At 68.7% G+C, this 16,266-nt stretch carries 10 protein-coding genes; 4 read left to right on the forward strand and 6 right to left on the reverse strand.

Features of this window, described 5'->3' with window-relative positions; all coding sequences use genetic code 11:
- Nucleotides 1-13: 13 nt before the first annotated feature.
- The 5 genes from AC1M14_RS18205 to dnaE are packed head-to-tail and all read right to left on the reverse strand — an operon-like array spanning nt 14 to nt 7,302.
- On the reverse strand, nt 14-1,123 hold the full coding sequence (locus AC1M14_RS18205) for a glycosyltransferase (RefSeq protein WP_479730208.1): 1,110 nt from the start codon (nt 1,121-1,123) through the stop codon (nt 14-16).
- Nucleotides 1,120-1,872 carry a glycosyltransferase family 2 protein gene (locus AC1M14_RS18210; protein WP_102774586.1) on the reverse strand — a complete coding sequence of 251 codons (753 nt, stop codon included), beginning with the start codon at nt 1,870-1,872 and terminating at the stop codon, nt 1,120-1,122. Before AC1M14_RS18210 ends, AC1M14_RS18205 begins: the two co-directional genes overlap by 4 nt.
- On the reverse strand, nt 1,869-2,717 hold the full coding sequence (locus tag AC1M14_RS18215) for a polysaccharide deacetylase family protein (protein WP_209166497.1): 849 nt from the start codon (nt 2,715-2,717) through the stop codon (nt 1,869-1,871). The genes AC1M14_RS18210 and AC1M14_RS18215 overlap by 4 nt, the downstream gene beginning before the upstream one ends.
- Nucleotides 2,714-3,814 (reverse strand): glycosyltransferase family 4 protein, encoded by a 1,101-nt coding sequence (locus AC1M14_RS18220; RefSeq protein ID WP_102774934.1) that lies wholly within the window; start codon nt 3,812-3,814, stop codon nt 2,714-2,716. Before AC1M14_RS18220 ends, AC1M14_RS18215 begins: the two co-directional genes overlap by 4 nt.
- Complete coding sequence (gene dnaE / locus AC1M14_RS18225) at nt 3,811-7,302, reverse strand: DNA polymerase III subunit alpha (RefSeq protein WP_102774588.1); 3,492 nt, start codon at nt 7,300-7,302, stop codon at nt 3,811-3,813. The genes AC1M14_RS18220 and dnaE overlap by 4 nt, the downstream gene beginning before the upstream one ends.
- Nucleotides 7,303-7,421: 119 nt before the next feature.
- Between dnaE and lpxO the strand changes: the two genes are divergently transcribed.
- Complete coding sequence (gene lpxO / locus AC1M14_RS18230) at nt 7,422-8,321, forward strand: lipid A hydroxylase LpxO (RefSeq protein ID WP_111827066.1); 900 nt, start codon at nt 7,422-7,424, stop codon at nt 8,319-8,321.
- A 45-nt stretch (nt 8,322-8,366) separates the two neighbouring features.
- On the opposite strand, the gene hrpA is transcribed toward lpxO, so the two are convergent.
- Nucleotides 8,367-12,263 carry an ATP-dependent RNA helicase HrpA gene (gene hrpA, locus AC1M14_RS18235; protein ID WP_479730209.1) on the reverse strand — a complete coding sequence of 1,299 codons (3,897 nt, stop codon included), beginning with the start codon at nt 12,261-12,263 and terminating at the stop codon, nt 8,367-8,369.
- Between the two features lie 197 nt (nt 12,264-12,460).
- Between hrpA and argA the strand changes: the two genes are divergently transcribed.
- The 3 genes from argA to AC1M14_RS18250 all read left to right on the forward strand — a co-directional run bounded on the left by argA (nt 12,461) and on the right by AC1M14_RS18250 (nt 16,266).
- Nucleotides 12,461-13,819 (forward strand): amino-acid N-acetyltransferase, encoded by a 1,359-nt coding sequence (argA, locus tag AC1M14_RS18240; protein WP_102774591.1) that lies wholly within the window; start codon nt 12,461-12,463, stop codon nt 13,817-13,819.
- Between the two features lie 100 nt (nt 13,820-13,919).
- Nucleotides 13,920-14,192, forward strand: coding sequence for an oxidative damage protection protein (locus AC1M14_RS18245; protein WP_102774592.1), 273 nt, complete (start codon nt 13,920-13,922; stop codon nt 14,190-14,192).
- A 130-nt stretch (nt 14,193-14,322) separates the two neighbouring features.
- Entirely contained in the window at nt 14,323-16,266 is a 1,944-nt protein-coding gene (locus AC1M14_RS18250) for a phosphocholine-specific phospholipase C (RefSeq protein WP_479730210.1), read from the forward strand.

The following is a 16,266-nucleotide window of genomic DNA, read 5'->3' on the forward strand; positions in this document are numbered from 1 at the left end:
GCCTGGTCCTGTTTTACCCCAAGGCGCGCCGGTAAACATCCAGTGTTGCGTCGGCGAAACGCGCCAGGTTGAAATCGCGCACGGCGGTCTCGCGCGCCCGGGCGCCCATGGCGCGCACGGCTTGCGGGTCGTCCAGCATGAAGCGCAGGCGCGCGGTCATGGCCGGGACGTCGCGCACCGGCACGATCCAGCCGTCCTCGCCGTCGGTGACGTTCTCGGGCAGGCCGCCAACGTCGCTGATCAGGGCCGGCAGGCCCAGGCCCATGATTTCGCGGCAGGCGAAGGACAGCGCCTCGCGGTAGGACAGCACGAAGCCGGCGTCGCAGGCCGCCAGCGCCGGCCGCACGTCGTCGAGCAGGCCCGGAAAGCGGACCTGGTCGATCATGCCCAGCTCCCGCACCCGCGCGAGCTTGGCCTCGGAGGGCGGATCGCCGGCCACCATCAGCAGCACCCGCGCGCGGTCGGCCGGCGGCAGCGCCGCGGCCGCGGCCACCAGGTCCAGCCAGCCCTTGTCGTAATCGGTGCCGCCGGAACTGCCCAGCAGCAGCTTGCCCTGCCAGCCCGGCCCGAAGATGCGGTCGCGCAGTTCGTCCAGGCCGGCCTGCTCGGGCGGGGCGAAATAGTCGGTGTCGATGCCGTGGCGGATCGTGGTGATGGGATGCCTGCGGTAGGGCGAGCGCGACATCAGGCCGTGCACGTAGTCGCTGACCGCGATGCTGTGGTCGGTGGCCAGGCGGGCGCGCAGCCAGTTGCCCAGGCTGGTCACCGGGTGGTCGTTGTGCTTGGTGAAGACGATGCGCGGGCGCCGCGGCAGGGCCAGCGTGGCGAACATGACCTGCTTGTGGTCGGCCGAGCCGTTGCAGTGGATGAGGTCGAAACCGCCTTCGCGGATCAGGCGCCGCAGCTGCGCGCGCTCGCCGAAGAGCGCGGCCGGACGGGACGTATATTGCATCGGCACCGCCGTCACGCCGGCGATGGCGCGGGCCTGGCGGTAGAGCCGGCTGCCCTCGGGCGTGGCGACCGTGATCTGGTGGCTGCCCGCCAGCGCGCGGGCCAGGTTGATGATGTAGGTCACGTGGCCGCCGCCGTTGCGGCCGTGGAAATTGGTGTAGAGGATCTTCACTTTTGCTTTTCGGCCAGGAACATCAGCTTCGAATAGCGGAAGAAGCTGCCCGCGGCCGCGGTGACGGCCAGCACCAGGCCGTGCTTGCCGTCGAGAAACCCGCGCCGGATCAGGTAGATCCGCACGAAGGTCCAGAAGCCGTGCCCCAGCGCGCCGAAGACCGACGTGCGCTTGCCCTTGGCGTACATCATGGCGGCGGCGTCCGACGAGTAGCGGTTGACCTTGGTGATGAGGGCCTCCAGGTTGTCGTACGGATAGTGCTGGAAATAGCCGCGCATCCGCAGGGGCTGGCCCTGGGCCGGCACCACCCGCTCGTGGACGGCGGCGTCCGTGAAGCGCGCCGTGCCGCGCTTGAACAGCCGCAGCACGTAGTCGGGCCACCAGCCGCTGTGGCGGATGTCGCGGCCGCAGAAATTCGACAGGCGCGCGATCTCGTAGGCGTCGGCCCGCGGAGCGCGCAGCGCTTCCTGGATTTCCCGGGCCAGCTCCGGCGTCACGCGTTCGTCGGCGTCGATGGACAGTATCCAATCGCCCGTCGCCAGGTCCAGCGCGCGGTTCTTCTGGGGCCCAAAACCCGGCCAGTCCGACGTGATTTCCACGCGCGCGCCCAGCGCCTGCGCCAGTTCCACGGTGCCGTCGGTGCTGCCCGAGTCGACCACGATGAACTCGTCGGCGAAGGCCACGGACTTGAGGCAGGCGGCGATATTGGCCGCTTCGTTCTTGGTGATGATGATGACGGATAGCTTCATCGGCGATTCCTAAGACGCTTTTTCCAGGCCTTCCAGGCATGGAAGCGTGGCCCCCAGAAAGGGTCGCGCGACAGCCAGATGCGCCGGTTCAGCCAGCTTCCGCCCTGGTTGCGCACCGCGAAACGGTAGATGTGCTCGGGGTCTGCGCCAGGCGCGTTCTGGCCGAAAGGGTCGGTAGTGTACAGGTGGCGGAATCCGGCCTGGCGGGCCGCGGCCACGTAGTCGTCGTCGAAATAGCCTTGCGGCCAGCAGAGGTGGTCGCTGACCGAGCCCAGCCGGCGCATCAGCGTGTCGCGCGAGTCCTGCAGTTCCTGGGCGATGCGCGCGCGCTTGGCCTCGATGTCCGCGCCGCAGACCTTGTCCCAGCGGGTGTGGGTGTGGGTATGCGAATGGAATTCGAAGGTGCCGGCGGCCTGCATGGCCTCGATCTCGCTCCAGCGCAGCATGGCCTCGTCGGCCCGCCCCGCCGCCACCAGCTGCTTGCAGGCGTCGTGATCCGGGGTGGCGGGCAAGGGGCCGCCCTGCCCGGCGTGCGGGCGCACCGGGCCGTCGCCGATCCAGCCCGTGATGGTGAAGAGCAGCGCGCGCATGCCGTGGCGCGCCAGCACCGGATGCGCATGCACCCAGTTGTTCAGGTAGCCGTCGTCGAAGGTGATGAGCACCGACCGCTCGGGCGCCTCGCCGCCGGCCAGATAGGCCGCGAACTGCGCGGCCGACAGCGACTGGTAGCCGGCGCGCGCCAGGCGAGCGATCTGCGCCTCGAATACGTCGGGCGTCGCCGCGATCATGCCGCCGGCCGGCGTGACGTGGTGGTACATCAGCACCGGAACGTTGGGCGCGTTCATCCGGCGCGCTCCGCCAGCCATCGGGTGTAGACGGCCTCGGTGGTTTCGGCCAGGCGCGCGGGCGAGAACACGCCTTCGTCCCAGACCATTCTGCGTCCGGCCTCGCCCATGCGGCGGCGCAGGCCGGCGTCGTCGATCAGGCGCACCAGCGCGGCGCTCAGGGCCTCGGGGTCCTTGGGCGGCACCAGGATGCCGGTCTCGCCGTCGCGGAACATCTCGGACACGCCGCCGACGTCGGTGCCGATGACGGGCAGGCCGCTGGCCTGCGCCTCGACGTACACCGTGCCGGACGCTTCCTGCTGGGTGGCCAGCGCGAACAGGTCGAAGCCGGCCAGCAGGTTGGGCACGTCGCGCCGCATGCCCATCAGGTGGATGCGGTCCTGCAGCCCCAGTTCCACCACATAGGCCTGGGTCTGCTCGAATACGGGCGAGCCGCCGCCGACGAACACCAGGTGCAGCTTGGGGCGGCTGGCCATCAGCGGCGCGATCGCGTCGATCAGGTCCTTGTGGCCCTTGGTGGCGCGCATCACGGCCACACAGCCGACCACGATGTCGTCATCGGCCAGGCCCAGCTCCTCGCGCAGCGTGGAACGCTCGACCGGCGGCGGCAGCACGATGGGCGAATAGACCGTGGCCACTTTCTCGGCAGGCACGCCGCGCTCGATGAGGTGCTGGCGCACGTGGTCGCTGACCGTGGTGACGCGGTGCGGCAGGCGGGTATAGGACCACAGCGAGCCGACCTTGTTGGACAGGTGGCGGGTGCGCACGATGAGCGGGGTGCCGGCCAGCCGGGCCGCGGCCGCGGCGATCACCGTGTCGCGCCGGCTGTGCGTGTTGAGCACGTCGAACCGGCCCTCGCGCAGGATGCCGCGGATGGTGGCCACGCCCTTGATGTAGTTGGCCACGCCGTCCATTTCCAGCGTGTGCACGGCGAAGCCCGCTTCCGACAGGCGTTCGGCCAGCAGCGCCTGGGGCTGGCAGATGGCCTCCATGTGGTGGCCGCGCGCGCGCATGGCGGTCATTTCCTTGAAGATCCGCCCTTCCTGGCCGCCGAAGCTGGTGGCGGCCTCCGAGTGAACAATACGCAGGGGCATCAGTAGGTCACCTCCACCCCGTCGGGCTTGGTCCATTCGTTGAGGTTCGCCAGCAAGGTGTCGGCCATGCGGACGCGCCATTCTTCGCCCAGCCGGACCGTGCACAGGAAATTGTTCTTGGAGTAGACGATGTCCACCGGCACGCCGGGAATGCCGTTCTCGGGCTCGGCGCGGAACGGGTTCAGCATCTGGCGCAGGCGCGCGGCGTCGGCGCTGCCGTTGAGCTTGACGCGCAACGACTTGGCGCGGGCCTCGCGGGCCAGCTGCAGGTCGTAGAGCTGCTCGGCAACGATGCGCATGCCGCCGGAGTAATCGTCGTTGCTGACCTTGCCCTGCACGATGACGAGCTGGTCTTCGCGCAGGCGGTTGCGGTGCTTTTCGTAGAGTTCGTTGAAGACCGAGATCTCGACCTGCGCGGTGCCGTCGTCGAGCACGGCGAACACCATCTTGCCGCGCCGCGTCATCATGACGCGCACGCTGGCCAGCACGCCGCACATCCATTGCAGGTCGCGCTGCGGCTCGACGCGGGCCAGCTGCATCGGCACGATGCGGCGCACTTCGTCGCGCCAGTGGTCGAACAGGTGGCCGCTGTAGTAGTAGCCCAGCGCGGTCTTTTCCTCGGTGAGCTTCTTGTGCAGGTCCCAGGGCGCGACCTTGGCCAGTTCGCCGGCCACCACGTCGCTGCTGTCGTCGCCGAAGAGCGAGGCCTGGTTGGCGCTGCGCGCGGCCTGCTCGGCCGCCTCCATGGCGGTGGGCACTGAGGCCAGCATGGCCGCGCGGTTGGGCTCGATGGTGTCGAACGCGCCGGCCTTGATCAGCGCTTCGATGGTGCGCCGGTTGACCGCGTGCTTGCTGACGCGGCGGCAGAAGTCGAACAGGTTCTGGAACGGGCCGCCTTCCTTGCGCGCGCGCAGGATGTCCTCGACCGCGCCCTGCCCGGTGCCCTTGACCGCCCCCAGGCCGTAGCGCATGGTGCGCGGCGGCTTGCCGTTCTTGGTGTGCTTGTCGGCCACCGGCTCGAAGCGGTAGCCCGAGAAGTTGACGTCCGGCGGCAGCACTTCGACGCCGTTTTCCTGGGCGTCGCGGCAGAAGGTCTGGACCTTGTCGGTGTCGTCCATGTCGGAGGACATGGTGGCGGCCAGGAACTCGGTGGGATGGTAGGCCTTGAGCCAGGCCGTCTGGTAGGAAATCAGCGCGTACGCGGCCGAGTGCGACTTGTTGAAGCCGTAGCCCGCGAACTTCTCCATCAGGTCGAACAGCTTGACCGCCAGGTCCGGATCGTGGCCTTTTTCCTTGGCGCCTTTCTCGAACAGTTCGCGGTGCTTGGCCATTTCCTCGGGCTTTTTCTTGCCCATGGCGCGGCGCAGCAGGTCGGCGCCGCCCAGCGAATAGCCGCCGATGATCTGCGAGATCAGCATCACCTGTTCCTGGTAGACGATGACCCCGTAGGTGCTCTTGAGGGTCGCTTCCAGGTCCGGGTGGAAATAGTCCACGGCCGCGCGGCCGTGCTTGCGGTTGACGAAGTCGTCCACCATGCCGGATTCGAGCGGCCCCGGACGGTACAGGGCCAGCATGGCGATGATGTCTTCGAAGGTGTTGGGCCGCAGCTTCTTGAGCAGCTCCTTCATGCCGCGCGATTCCAGCTGGAACACGGCGGTGGTGTTGGCGTCGCACAGGATCTTGTAGGCCGCCGGATCGTCCAGCGCCAGCGCCATCACGTCGAAGTCGCGCTTGTCCTCGTTGAACTGGCGCACGTAGCGCACGGCCCAGTCCAGGATGGTCAGGTTGCGCAGGCCCAGGAAGTCGAACTTCACCAGGCCGGCGGCCTCGACGTCGTCCTTGTCGAACTGCGAGACGGCGCTGTTCTCCTGGCCCGGCTGGCAGTACAGCGGGCAGAAGTCGGTGAGCTTGCCGGGCGCGATCAGCACACCGCCGGCGTGCATGCCGATGTTGCGGGTCAGGCCTTCGAGCGGCTGGGCCAGGTCGACCAGCGCGCGCACTTCCTCTTCCTGGTCGTAGCGGTCCTTGAAGGCGGGCTCTTCCTTCAGGGTGCGTTCGAGCGACCAGGGGTCCATCGGGTTGAACGGGATCAGCTTGGACAGGCCGTCGCAGAACATATAGGGCATGTCCAGCACGCGGCCCGCGTCGCGCACCACGGCCTTGGCGCCCAGCGTGCCGAACGTGGCGATCTGGCTGACGGCGGCGCGGCCGTATTTTTCCTTGACGTAGTCGATGACCCGTTCGCGGTTGTCCTGGCAGAAGTCGATATCGAAGTCGGGCATGGAGACCCGCTCGGGATTCAGGAAGCGCTCGAACAGCAGGTCATAGCGGATCGGGTCCAGGTCGGTGATGCCCAGCGCGTAGGCCACCAGCGAGCCGGCGCCCGAGCCCCGCCCCGGCCCCACCGGCACGCCGTTGTTCTTGCCCCAGTTGATGAAGTCCTGCACGATCAGGAAGTAGCCGGGAAAGCCCATCTGGATGATGGTCTTGCACTCCCAGCGCAGGCGTTCGTAGTACTGCTCGCGCTTGGACTCGCGTTCGGCGTCGTCGGGGAACAGGAAGCGCAGGCGCTTTTCCAGGCCCTCTTCCGACAACTGCACCAGGTAGTCGTCCAGCGACACGCCTTCGGGCGTGGGGAAATTGGGCAGGCGCGGCTTGCCCAGCACCAGGCTGAGGTTGCAGCGCTTGGCGATTTCCACCGTGTTGGCCAGCGCCGAGGGCACGTCGGCGAAGCGCCGCGCCATTTCCTCGGAGCTGAGCAGGTACTGCTCTTTGCTGAAGCGGCGCACGCGGCGCGGATTGGCCAGGATCTCGCCTTCGGCGATACAGACCCGGGCCTCGTGCGCCTGGAATTCGGATGCATCCAGGAACTGCACCGGATGCGTGGCCACCACCGGCAGGCCGGCCTCGGAGGCAAGCCGCATCGCGGCCTGGGTATAGGCCTCGTCGCCGTCCATGCCGGCGCGCTGCAGTTCGATGTAATAGCTGCCCGGGAACAGGTGCGCCCACTGGCGCGCCAACGCCAGCGCCGAGACCGCGTTGCCGGCCTCCAGCGCCTGGCCCACGTCGCCCGCGCGCCCGCCCGACAGGGCGATCAGCCCCTCCTGGCCCTGCAGCCATTCGCGCCGGATTTCCGCGCGGCCCTTGCCCTGGTTGGTCAGGAAGGCCTTGGTGAGCAGTTCGCAGAGGTTGAGATACCCTTTGTGGTTGCGCACCAGCAGCAGCAGGCGGAAAGGCTTGGCGGGATCGTCGTCGTTGGACAGCCACACGTCGCAGCCCGCGATGGGCTTGACGCCCGCGCCGCGCGCGCCCTTGTAGAACTTGATCAGGCCGAACAGGTTCGACAGGTCGGTCAGGGCGACGGCGGGCTGGCCCAGCTTGGCCACGCGCTTGATGAGGTCGGGGATGCGCACGATGCCGTCCACGACCGAGAACTCGGAGTGAACGCGCAGATGAACAAATGGGGACGGGTTTGTTACGGCTTCGGACATAGGCGGAATTGTACCGGTCAAAGCCCCTGCGCCGGGCGCCGCGAAACGGGGCGTCGGCGGCCGCCTGTGTAACAATAGCCCCTGTCCCCGCTCCACCGATTGCTGCACGAGATTCACGTATGAAATGGCTAATTCCCGGGATATGGCTGGCCGCCATCCTGTTTGCGCACTTCCGCGGCCGCGTCAGGCTGCCGCTGGGCCGGCAGATGCTCGATCACTCCGTCCTGCTGGCCCCGGTCAACGCCTTCATGGTGCTGGCCTCGCGCGTGCCGCCCACCCCCTACCTGACCACCAGCGAGATCGCCGAGCTCAAGGTGCTGGACGACAACTGGGAGACCATCCGCGAGGAAGCGATGCAGATGGCCGAGCTGCGCCGCATCAAGGCCGCCGACGCGCACAACGACATCGGCTTCAATTCCTTCTTCAAATACGGCTGGAAGCGCTTCTACCTGAAGTGGTATGACGCGCGCCACCCCTCGGCCGAGGAGCTCTGCCCGAAGACGGTCGCCATCCTGAAGACCCTGCCCAAGGTCAAGGCCGCCATGTTCGCGGAACTGCCGCCCGGCGGCCAGCTCAACCGCCACCGCGACCCGTTCGCCGGCTCGCTGCGCTACCACCTGGGCCTGGTCACGCCCAACGACGACCGCTGCCACATCATCGTCGACGGCGAGCCCTACAGCTGGCGCGACGGCGAAAGCGTGGTGTTCGACGAAACCTATGTGCACGAAGCCTACAACCGCAGCGAACAGAACCGCATCATCCTGTTCTGCGACGTGGAGCGTCCGCTGAAGTGGCGCTGGGCCGAAGCCTTCAACCGCTGGTTCGGCCGGGTCGTGATGTCGGCGGCCAGCTCGCCCAACGACGGCGGCGACCAGACCGGCGCGATCAACAAGCTGACGCACGCGCACTGGGTCATTGACCAGAAGCGCAAGGCCTTCAAGGCCTGGAACCGCACGGTCTACAAGGCCACCAAGTTCGGCTTGATCGCCCTGGTCATCGTGGGCTTCCTGGCGCTGTAGTAATCGCCCGCGGGCGCCGGAACTCCCCGGCGCCCGCGGCCGGCGCTAGCGCTGCAACGATTCCCAGCTCTTCATCAGCCGTTTCACCGAAACCGGCATCGGCGTGCGCAGCTCCTGCGCGTACAGCGCCACCCTCAACTCCTCCAGCAGCCAGCGGAACTCGTCCAGGCGCGGATCGGGCGCGCCCTTGAGCGCCGCCCGCGCGCGCTGGTATTGCGTCAGCAGCGGCGCCATCTCGCCCACCAGCCTGGCGTCGCGCGCCGGGTCGGCGCGCAGCTTGTCGATGCGCGCCTGCACCGCCTTCAGGTAGCGCGGAAAGTGCGCCAGCTGCGCATAAGGCGTGTCGCGGATGAACCATTTCGGCATCAGCGCGCCCAGCTGCGCCTGCAGGTCGGCGTAGGCGGCGGCGTGCGGCTTGGCCTGGGGCAGCTTGCGCAGCACCGCGGCGTACTCGGTCAGCACCGCCCCCGCCAGCCGCGCCACTTCCTGGGCCAGCAGGCCGAGCCGGCCCTTGCCCTCGGCGCGGCGCGCCTCGAACTGCTGCGCGTTGACCGGCCAGGGTTCGGCCAGGCAGGCCTGCCCCAGCGCGCAGTCGATGATCTGGTCGCGCAGCTCTTCCTGCGTGCCCAGCGTCATGTAGAGCATGCTGATGCGGGTCAGGTCGGTCAGGTTCTTTTCCAGGAACTTGACCTGTTCGCGCAGGCCCAGCCGGAACAGCCTGAGCAGGCCGGCGCGATGGTGCTTGCGGGCCTCGTCCGGATCGTCGAACACGTCCAGGTCGCAGTGCGCGCCGCGATCGACCAGCGCCGGATAGCCGATGACCGACTGGCCGCGCCGCTTGATCTCCATGATCTCCGGCAGCGGGCCGAAGGACCAGGAGGTCAGGTTCTCGTGCGCCAGCGCCTGCGCGACCTGGGTGTCGCTGGCCGCCAGCTGCTGGAAGGTGGCCTGCGCCTGCTTGCCGAACTCGGCGCGCAGCTGCGCCAGGTTGCGGCCGGCGGCCAGCATGCGGCCGTGCTCGTCGACCACGCGGAAGTTCATGAACAGGTGCGCCGGCAGGGTTTCCAGCTTGAAATCCCCCACCGCCGGGCGGACCTGCACCTGGTCCCACATGTCGGCGATGATGGCCTCCACCAGCCCCTGCTGCGGATCGCCCAGGCGCTCGAACCAGCGCTCGTAGAACCCGGCGGCGTAATCCGGCAGCGGCACGCAATGGCGGCGCAGCTTCTGCGGCAGCGACTTCAGCAGCAGATGCACCTTTTCCTTGAGCATGCCGGGCACCAGCCATTCGCAGCGCGCCGGGTCGATCTGGTTGAGCGCGAACAGCGGCACCGACAGCGTCACGCCGTCGCGCGGCGAGCCGGGCTCGAAGTGGTAGTCCAGGGCCATGGACACGCCCTGCCATTCCACCTTCTTGGGAAACACCTCGGTGGTGACGCCGGCCGCTTCGTGCCGCATCAGCTCGTCGCGCGTCAGCAGCAGCTTGGCGGCCGTTTCCTTGTCCAGGCCCGCCACCCATTTCTCCAGCGTGGCGGTCTGCGAAATGCCTTCGGGCAGCAGGCGGTCGTAGAAGGCGTAGATCAGCTCGTCGTCGACCAGGATGTCGGGACGGCGGGTCTGGTGCTCCAGCTTCTCGATGCCGGCGATCAGCTTGCGGTTGTGCGCCACGAAAGGCAGGCGCGTGTCGATCTCGCCCGGCACCAGGGCCTGGCGGATGAACAGTTCGCGCGCGTGCGCCGGATTGACGCGGCCGTAATGGATGCGCCGGCCCGAATAGACCACCAGCCCGTACAGCGTGGCGCGTTCGTTGGCCACGACCTGGCCGGCCTTTTTCTCCCAGCGCGGGTCCGACCAGTTCCGGCGGATCAGGTGCGCGGCGACCTTCTCCAGCCAGGCCGGATCGATGCGCGCCACGCAGCGGGCATACAGCCGGGTGGTCTCCACCAGTTCGGCGGCGACGATCCAGCGCCCCGCCTTCTTCACCAGCCGCGAGCCCGGATGGATGTGGAAGCGGATCTCGCGCGCGCCCTGGTAGTGGCCGCCCTCGTCGCTCTTGAAGCCGATATTGCCCAGCAAGCCCGACAGCAGCGCCAGGTGCAGCTGTTCGTACGTGGCTTCGGTCTGGTTGACGCGCCAGCCCTGCTCGCCCACCAGGGCGGCAAGCTGGGTGTGCACGTCGTGCCATTCGCGCAGCCGGATGGGCGACAGGAAATTCTGGCGCAGCAGGGCCACCAGCTTGCGCTGCGAGGCCTTGTGCTGCACCTGTTCGCCGTACCAGCGCCACAGCTTCAGGAAGGAGATGAACTCCGATTTGTCGTCGGCGAACTTGGCGTGCGCGGCCTCGGCCGCCTCGCGCTCCTGCATGGGGCGGTCGCGCGGGTCCTGCACCGACAGGGCCGAGGCGATGATCAGCATTTCCGCCAGGCACTGATGTTCGCGCGCGGCCAGGATCATGCGGCCGATGCGCGGGTCCACGGGCAGCTTGGCCAGTTCGTGGCCGGTGCGGGTCAGGGCGAAGGCCGCGCCGGTGCGCGCGCCATCGGCGTCCTCGTTCGCGGCGGCGGCCAGTTCGATGGCGCCCAGCTCCTGCAGCAGGTGGTAGCCGTCGGCCACCGCGCGCCCCGGTGGCGCCTCCACGAACGGGAACTGCTCGATATCGTCCAGCTTCAGCGACTTCATCCGCAGGATGACCGAGGCCAGCGACGAGCGCAGCACTTCCGGATCGGTGAACGCGGCGCGGTTATTGAAGTCCTGCTCGTCGTAGAGGCGGATGCAGACGCCCGGCCCCACCCGGCCGCAACGGCCGGCGCGCTGGTTGGCCGAGGCGCGGCTGACCGGCTCGATGCGCAGCTGCTCGACCTTGTTGCGCCACGAATAGCGCTTGACGCGCGCCAGCCCGCTGTCGACCACAAAGCGGATGCCGGGCACGGTCAGCGAGGTTTCCGCCACGTTGGTGGCCAGCACGATGCGCCGCGCATTGGTGCGCGGATGGAAGATCTGCTCCTGCTCGGCCTGCGACAGCCGGGCGTACAGCGGCAGCACCTCGGTGCCGGCCGGATGGCGCTTGCGCAGCGCCTCGGCCGATTCGCGGATTTCGCGCTCGCCGGGCAGGAACACCAGCACGTCGCCCGGGCCGTGGCGCGCGCATTCGTCCACGGCGTCCACGATGGCGTCGATCAGGTCGCGCTCCTCGTCGCCCGACATGCGCTCGCGCCCGGGCTTGCCGGCGGCCGGCGCCTCGCCTTCGGCCGGCTCTTCACGCACCGGACGGTAGCGGACCTCGACCGGGTACAGGCGGCCGGAGACTTCGATGACCGGCGCCGGCCGGTCTTCGGACGCCGCGAAGTGGCGGGCGAAGCGCTCGGCGTCGATGGTGGCCGAGGTGATGATGAGCTTCAGGTCCGGGCGGCGCGGCAGCAGCTGCTTGAGGTAGCCCAGCAGGAAATCGATGTTCAGGCTGCGTTCGTGCGCCTCGTCGATGATGATGGTGTCGTAGCGGCGCAAGAGCGGGTCGCGCTGCGACTCCGCCAGCAGGATGCCGTCGGTCATCAGCTTGATGGACGCGTTCGGGCCGGTGCGGTCGTTGAAGCGCACCTGATAGCCCACCACCTCGCCCATGGGCGTATTCAGCTCCTCGGCGATGCGCTTGGCCACCGAGGTCGCCGCCAGGCGGCGCGGCTGGGTATGGCCGATCATCTTCTGGCGGCCGCGGCCGAGTTCCAGGCAGATCTTGGGCAGCTGCGTGGTCTTGCCCGAGCCGGTCTCGCCGCTGACGATCACGACCTGGTGGCCGGCGATGGCGCGCGCGATCTCCTGGCGCCGCGCGCTGACGGGCAGGTCTTCGGGATAGGTCACCGCGGGGATGGGCCGCTCGGGACGCGGCGCCCGGGGCGCGTTTGCCACGGCGGCCCTGGGCGCCCGCGGGCTGGAGGATTCAGGCATGTACGATAGTCCGGTTAGCCCGCCATTATAAATTTTCGCGCGCCCGCCTGCCCCCGGCCGGCCGCGGCGCGTCGCGGATCGGGCCTGCGGGACAGGCCCCGGCGGTCATATAATTTCGCCACGCCGTCCGCGCGACGGCGCCATGACGCGGCATGAGGCCGCGTTCTCGACGACTCTCAGGAATCCCTCCCACCATCATGCCCGACCTGGAACCAGACACCGTTTCCGCCCTCGAAGCCCCAGAATTCGCGCCCGCCCAGTTCGTCCGATGGTTCCGCGACGTGGCGCCGCACGTGCATGCGTTCCGAGGCAAGACGTTCGTGGTGGCGTTCGGCGGCGAGCTGGTGCAGGCCGGCGCGCTCAACGCGCTGGTGCAGGACCTGTCGCTGCTGTCCTCGCTGGGCATCCGCCTGGTGCTGGTGCACGGCTCGCGTCCGCAGGTCAATGAGCAGCTGCGCCTGAAGGGGTTCACCCAGCAGTTCGACCGCGGCATGTCGCCCACCGACGCCGCCGCGCTGGAATGCGCCAAGGAAGCCGCCGGCGAAATTCGCCTGGACATCGAGGCCGCCTTCAGCCAGGGGCTGCCGAACACGCCCATGTCGCATTCGCACATCCGCGTGATCTCCGGCAATTTCGTCACCGCGCGCCCGGCCGGCGTGATCGACGGCGTCGACTACAAGCACACCGGCCAGGTCCGCAAGATCGACATCGACGCGCTCAAGTTCGCCATCGAGAAAGCCTCGTCCGTGGTGCTGCTGTCGCCGCTGGGCTTCTCGCCCACGGGCGACGCCTTCAACCTGGCGATGGAAGACCTGGCCACCAGCGTGGCGGTGGCGCTGCGCGCCGAGAAGCTCATCTTCCTGTCCGGCTCGCCGGGCGTGATGAACGACGACGGCACGCTGGACACCGAACTGGCGCGCGTGGACGCCGACGCGCTGCTGGCCGCAGGCACGCTGGACGAGGAAACCCACGCCTTCCTGCAATGCGCCTCCCTGGCGGTCAAGCGCGGCGTGGCCCGCGCGCACCTGCTGCCCTTCACGCTGGACGGCAGCGTGCTGCTGGAGATCTTCACCCACGACGGCGTGGGCACCATGGTGGTCGAGGACACGCTGGACGATCTGCGCCCGGCCACCATCGACGACGTGGGCGCCATTCTCAGCCTGATCGAGCCGCTGGAGGCCGACGGCACGCTGGTGCCGCGCCCGCGCAGCGTGGTCGAGCGCGACGTGGAGAACTTCACGGTGCTGGAGCACGACGCCGTGATCTACGGCTGCGCCACCCTGCACAATTTCCCCGAGGAACAGATGGCGGAAATGGCCTGCCTGATCGTGCACCCGGAATGGCAGGGCTCCGGCGAAGGCGAGATCCTGCTGCGCCACATGGAATCGCGCGCGCGCGCCGCGGGCGCCAAGCGGCTCTTCGTGCTGACCACCCGGACCTCGCACTGGTTCATGAAGCGCGGCTTCGTGCAGGGCGGCATCGCCGACCTGCCGCGCGAAAAGCAGAACAACTACAACCGTTCGCGCAACAGCCTGGTCTTCATCAAGAAACTGTAGGCGGCGCGGTCCCTGACCGCAGAGCCCGAAGGGGCTTGGCGGTCAGGGACCGCCAAGCCCGCTAAAATGAGGCCTTATTTATTTTTCCGGCAGCGTAATCATGGCTCGTATCATCAACTGTGTGAAATTGAAGCGTGAAGCCGAAGGGCTGGATTTCCCGCCCTACCCCGGCGAACTCGGCACCCGCATCTGGCAAAGCATCTCCAAGGAAGCCTGGGAAGAATGGAAAGCCATCCAGACGCGCCTGGTCAATGAAAACCGCCTGAACCTGGCCGACGCCCGGGCGCGCAAATACCTGCAGCAGCAGATGGAGCGCTTCCTGTTCGAAGACGGCAACGTCGAAGCCCAGGGCTACGTTCCGCCTTCGGCCTGAATCCGGCCCACCGGCCCGCGGCGCCCGCCAGGCAGGCGCCGCCCCCGAAGCCCCTCGCAGCGCGAGGGGCTTCGCGCTTTCGGCTTCGGCCGCGCCGCAGCTTAAGATAGCCTTATCGTCCGCCGCTCCCATGGAAAACACCTTGTCCGCCACCGCCGCCACGTTTGCCTCGATCGCACGCGCCCTGGAAATCGCCCCCGACCGCCGCAGCGGCACGCTGCGGGACGTGCGCCACGTGGTGATCCTGATGCAGGAGAACCGCTCGTTCGACCATTATTTCGGCGCCCTGCCCGGGGTGCGCGGCTTTGCCGATCCGCTGCCCGCGCCCACGGCCGCGGGCGACGTGCTGACGCAGGCCGACGGCGCGGTGCGCGTGCGGCCCTATGCGCTGCGCGCGCAGTACGCGGCCGACACGCCGGTGGGCTACATCACGCCGCATACCTGGGACGACGCCCAGCGCGCCTGGAACGACGGCCGCATGGACCAGTGGCTGCCGGCCAAGAGCCGGCTGGGCATGGGCGCCTACGAGGCCGCCGACGTGCCCTTCCAGACCGCGCTGGCCGAGGCCTTCACGCTGTGCGACGCCTATCACTGCTCGATACACGCCGGCACCAATCCGAACCGGCTGTTCCTGTGGACCGGCACCAACGACCCGGCCGGGCTGGCCGGCGGCCCGGCGCTGGTCAACACCTTCGACCGGCTGGGGCCGGCCGGCGAAGGCTATGCCTGGACCACCTACCCCGAGCGCCTGCAGGCCGCGGGGGTGGACTGGCGCATTTACCAGGACATGGCGGACAACTATCACGACAACCCGCTGGCGGGCTTCAGACAGTACCGCCGCGAACACGAGAGCGGCGCGGCCGAGGCGCCGCTGCGCGAACGCGGGCTGACGACCCGCACGCTCGACGACCTGGCCCGCGACGTGGCCCGGGGCACGCTGCCGCAGGTGTCGTGGATCATCGCGCCCACGGCCGATTCCGAGCACCCGGAAGTGTCGTCGCCGCGCCGGGGCGGCGCGTATACGGAGCGCGTGCTGGACATCCTGACCCGCAACCCCGAGGTCTGGAGCGGCTGCGTGTTCTTCGTCACGTACGACGAAAACGATTGCTTCTTCGACCACATGCCGCCGCCGGCGCCGCCGGCGCGCACCCTCGACGGTTCGTCGGGCGGCCTGTCCACGGTGGAGCTGGACGGGGAGTACCACGACGCGCGGGTCGGCCCCAGCGCGGGCACGCCGGACGACCCACCAGGATTGCACGGCCGCGGGTTCGGCCTGGGTCCGCGGGTGCCGATGCTGGCGATTTCACCGTGGAGCCGCGGCGGCTGGGTCGATTCGCAGGTGTACGACCATACTTCGGTGATCCGTTTCCTGGAGGCCAGGTTCGGGGTGGCCGAGCCCAACATCAGCGCCTGGCGACGGGCGGTGACGGGGGACCTGACGGCGGCTTTCGATTTCGCCGGCGACCGCGGACAGGTGACTGCCGGCGGCGGACGCCGATCATGCCCGCTGCCGTATGCGCTGGAGGTCGAGGGAACGATGGCCGGCGACGGCAGGCATTACCGGCTGACCTTGCGCAATGTGGGGACGGCGGCCGCCGTGCTGCATGTGTATGACCGGCTGGCGCTGGACCGGGCGCCGCGGCGGTACACCCTGGGCGCGGGAGCGCGCCTGGAGGATGGCTGGGCGGTGGATGCGGACGGAGCCTACGATTTGTGGGTGCTGGGGCCGGATGGGTTTCATCGGCGGTTCCGCGGGAATTCGGCGCTTCTGGAGGCTCGGCCGGTTCGCGGGGATGCCGGCGGCATACGGGTCCGGCTGGCGAATCGCGGGGAAGCGGCGATGGAGGTGGAGCTCGCTTCGCGGATGGGCGATGGATGGAAAACCGCGGTTCGCTTGCCTGGCGCGGGCGAGGTGGCGCTTGATTGCCCCCACGTATCGGGCTGGTATGACGTGGAGATTGCTGCGCCGGCGCTGCCGGGGTTCGGACGGCGGATGGCCGGGCGAATGGATGGGCGCCGAGCCGGGGTGGCCGATCCCCGGCTTTCGGCTGCAACGGTGTTGGCGCTTGGGTGA

It is taken from the genome of Achromobacter sp. SX5 (genome assembly GCF_056711425.1).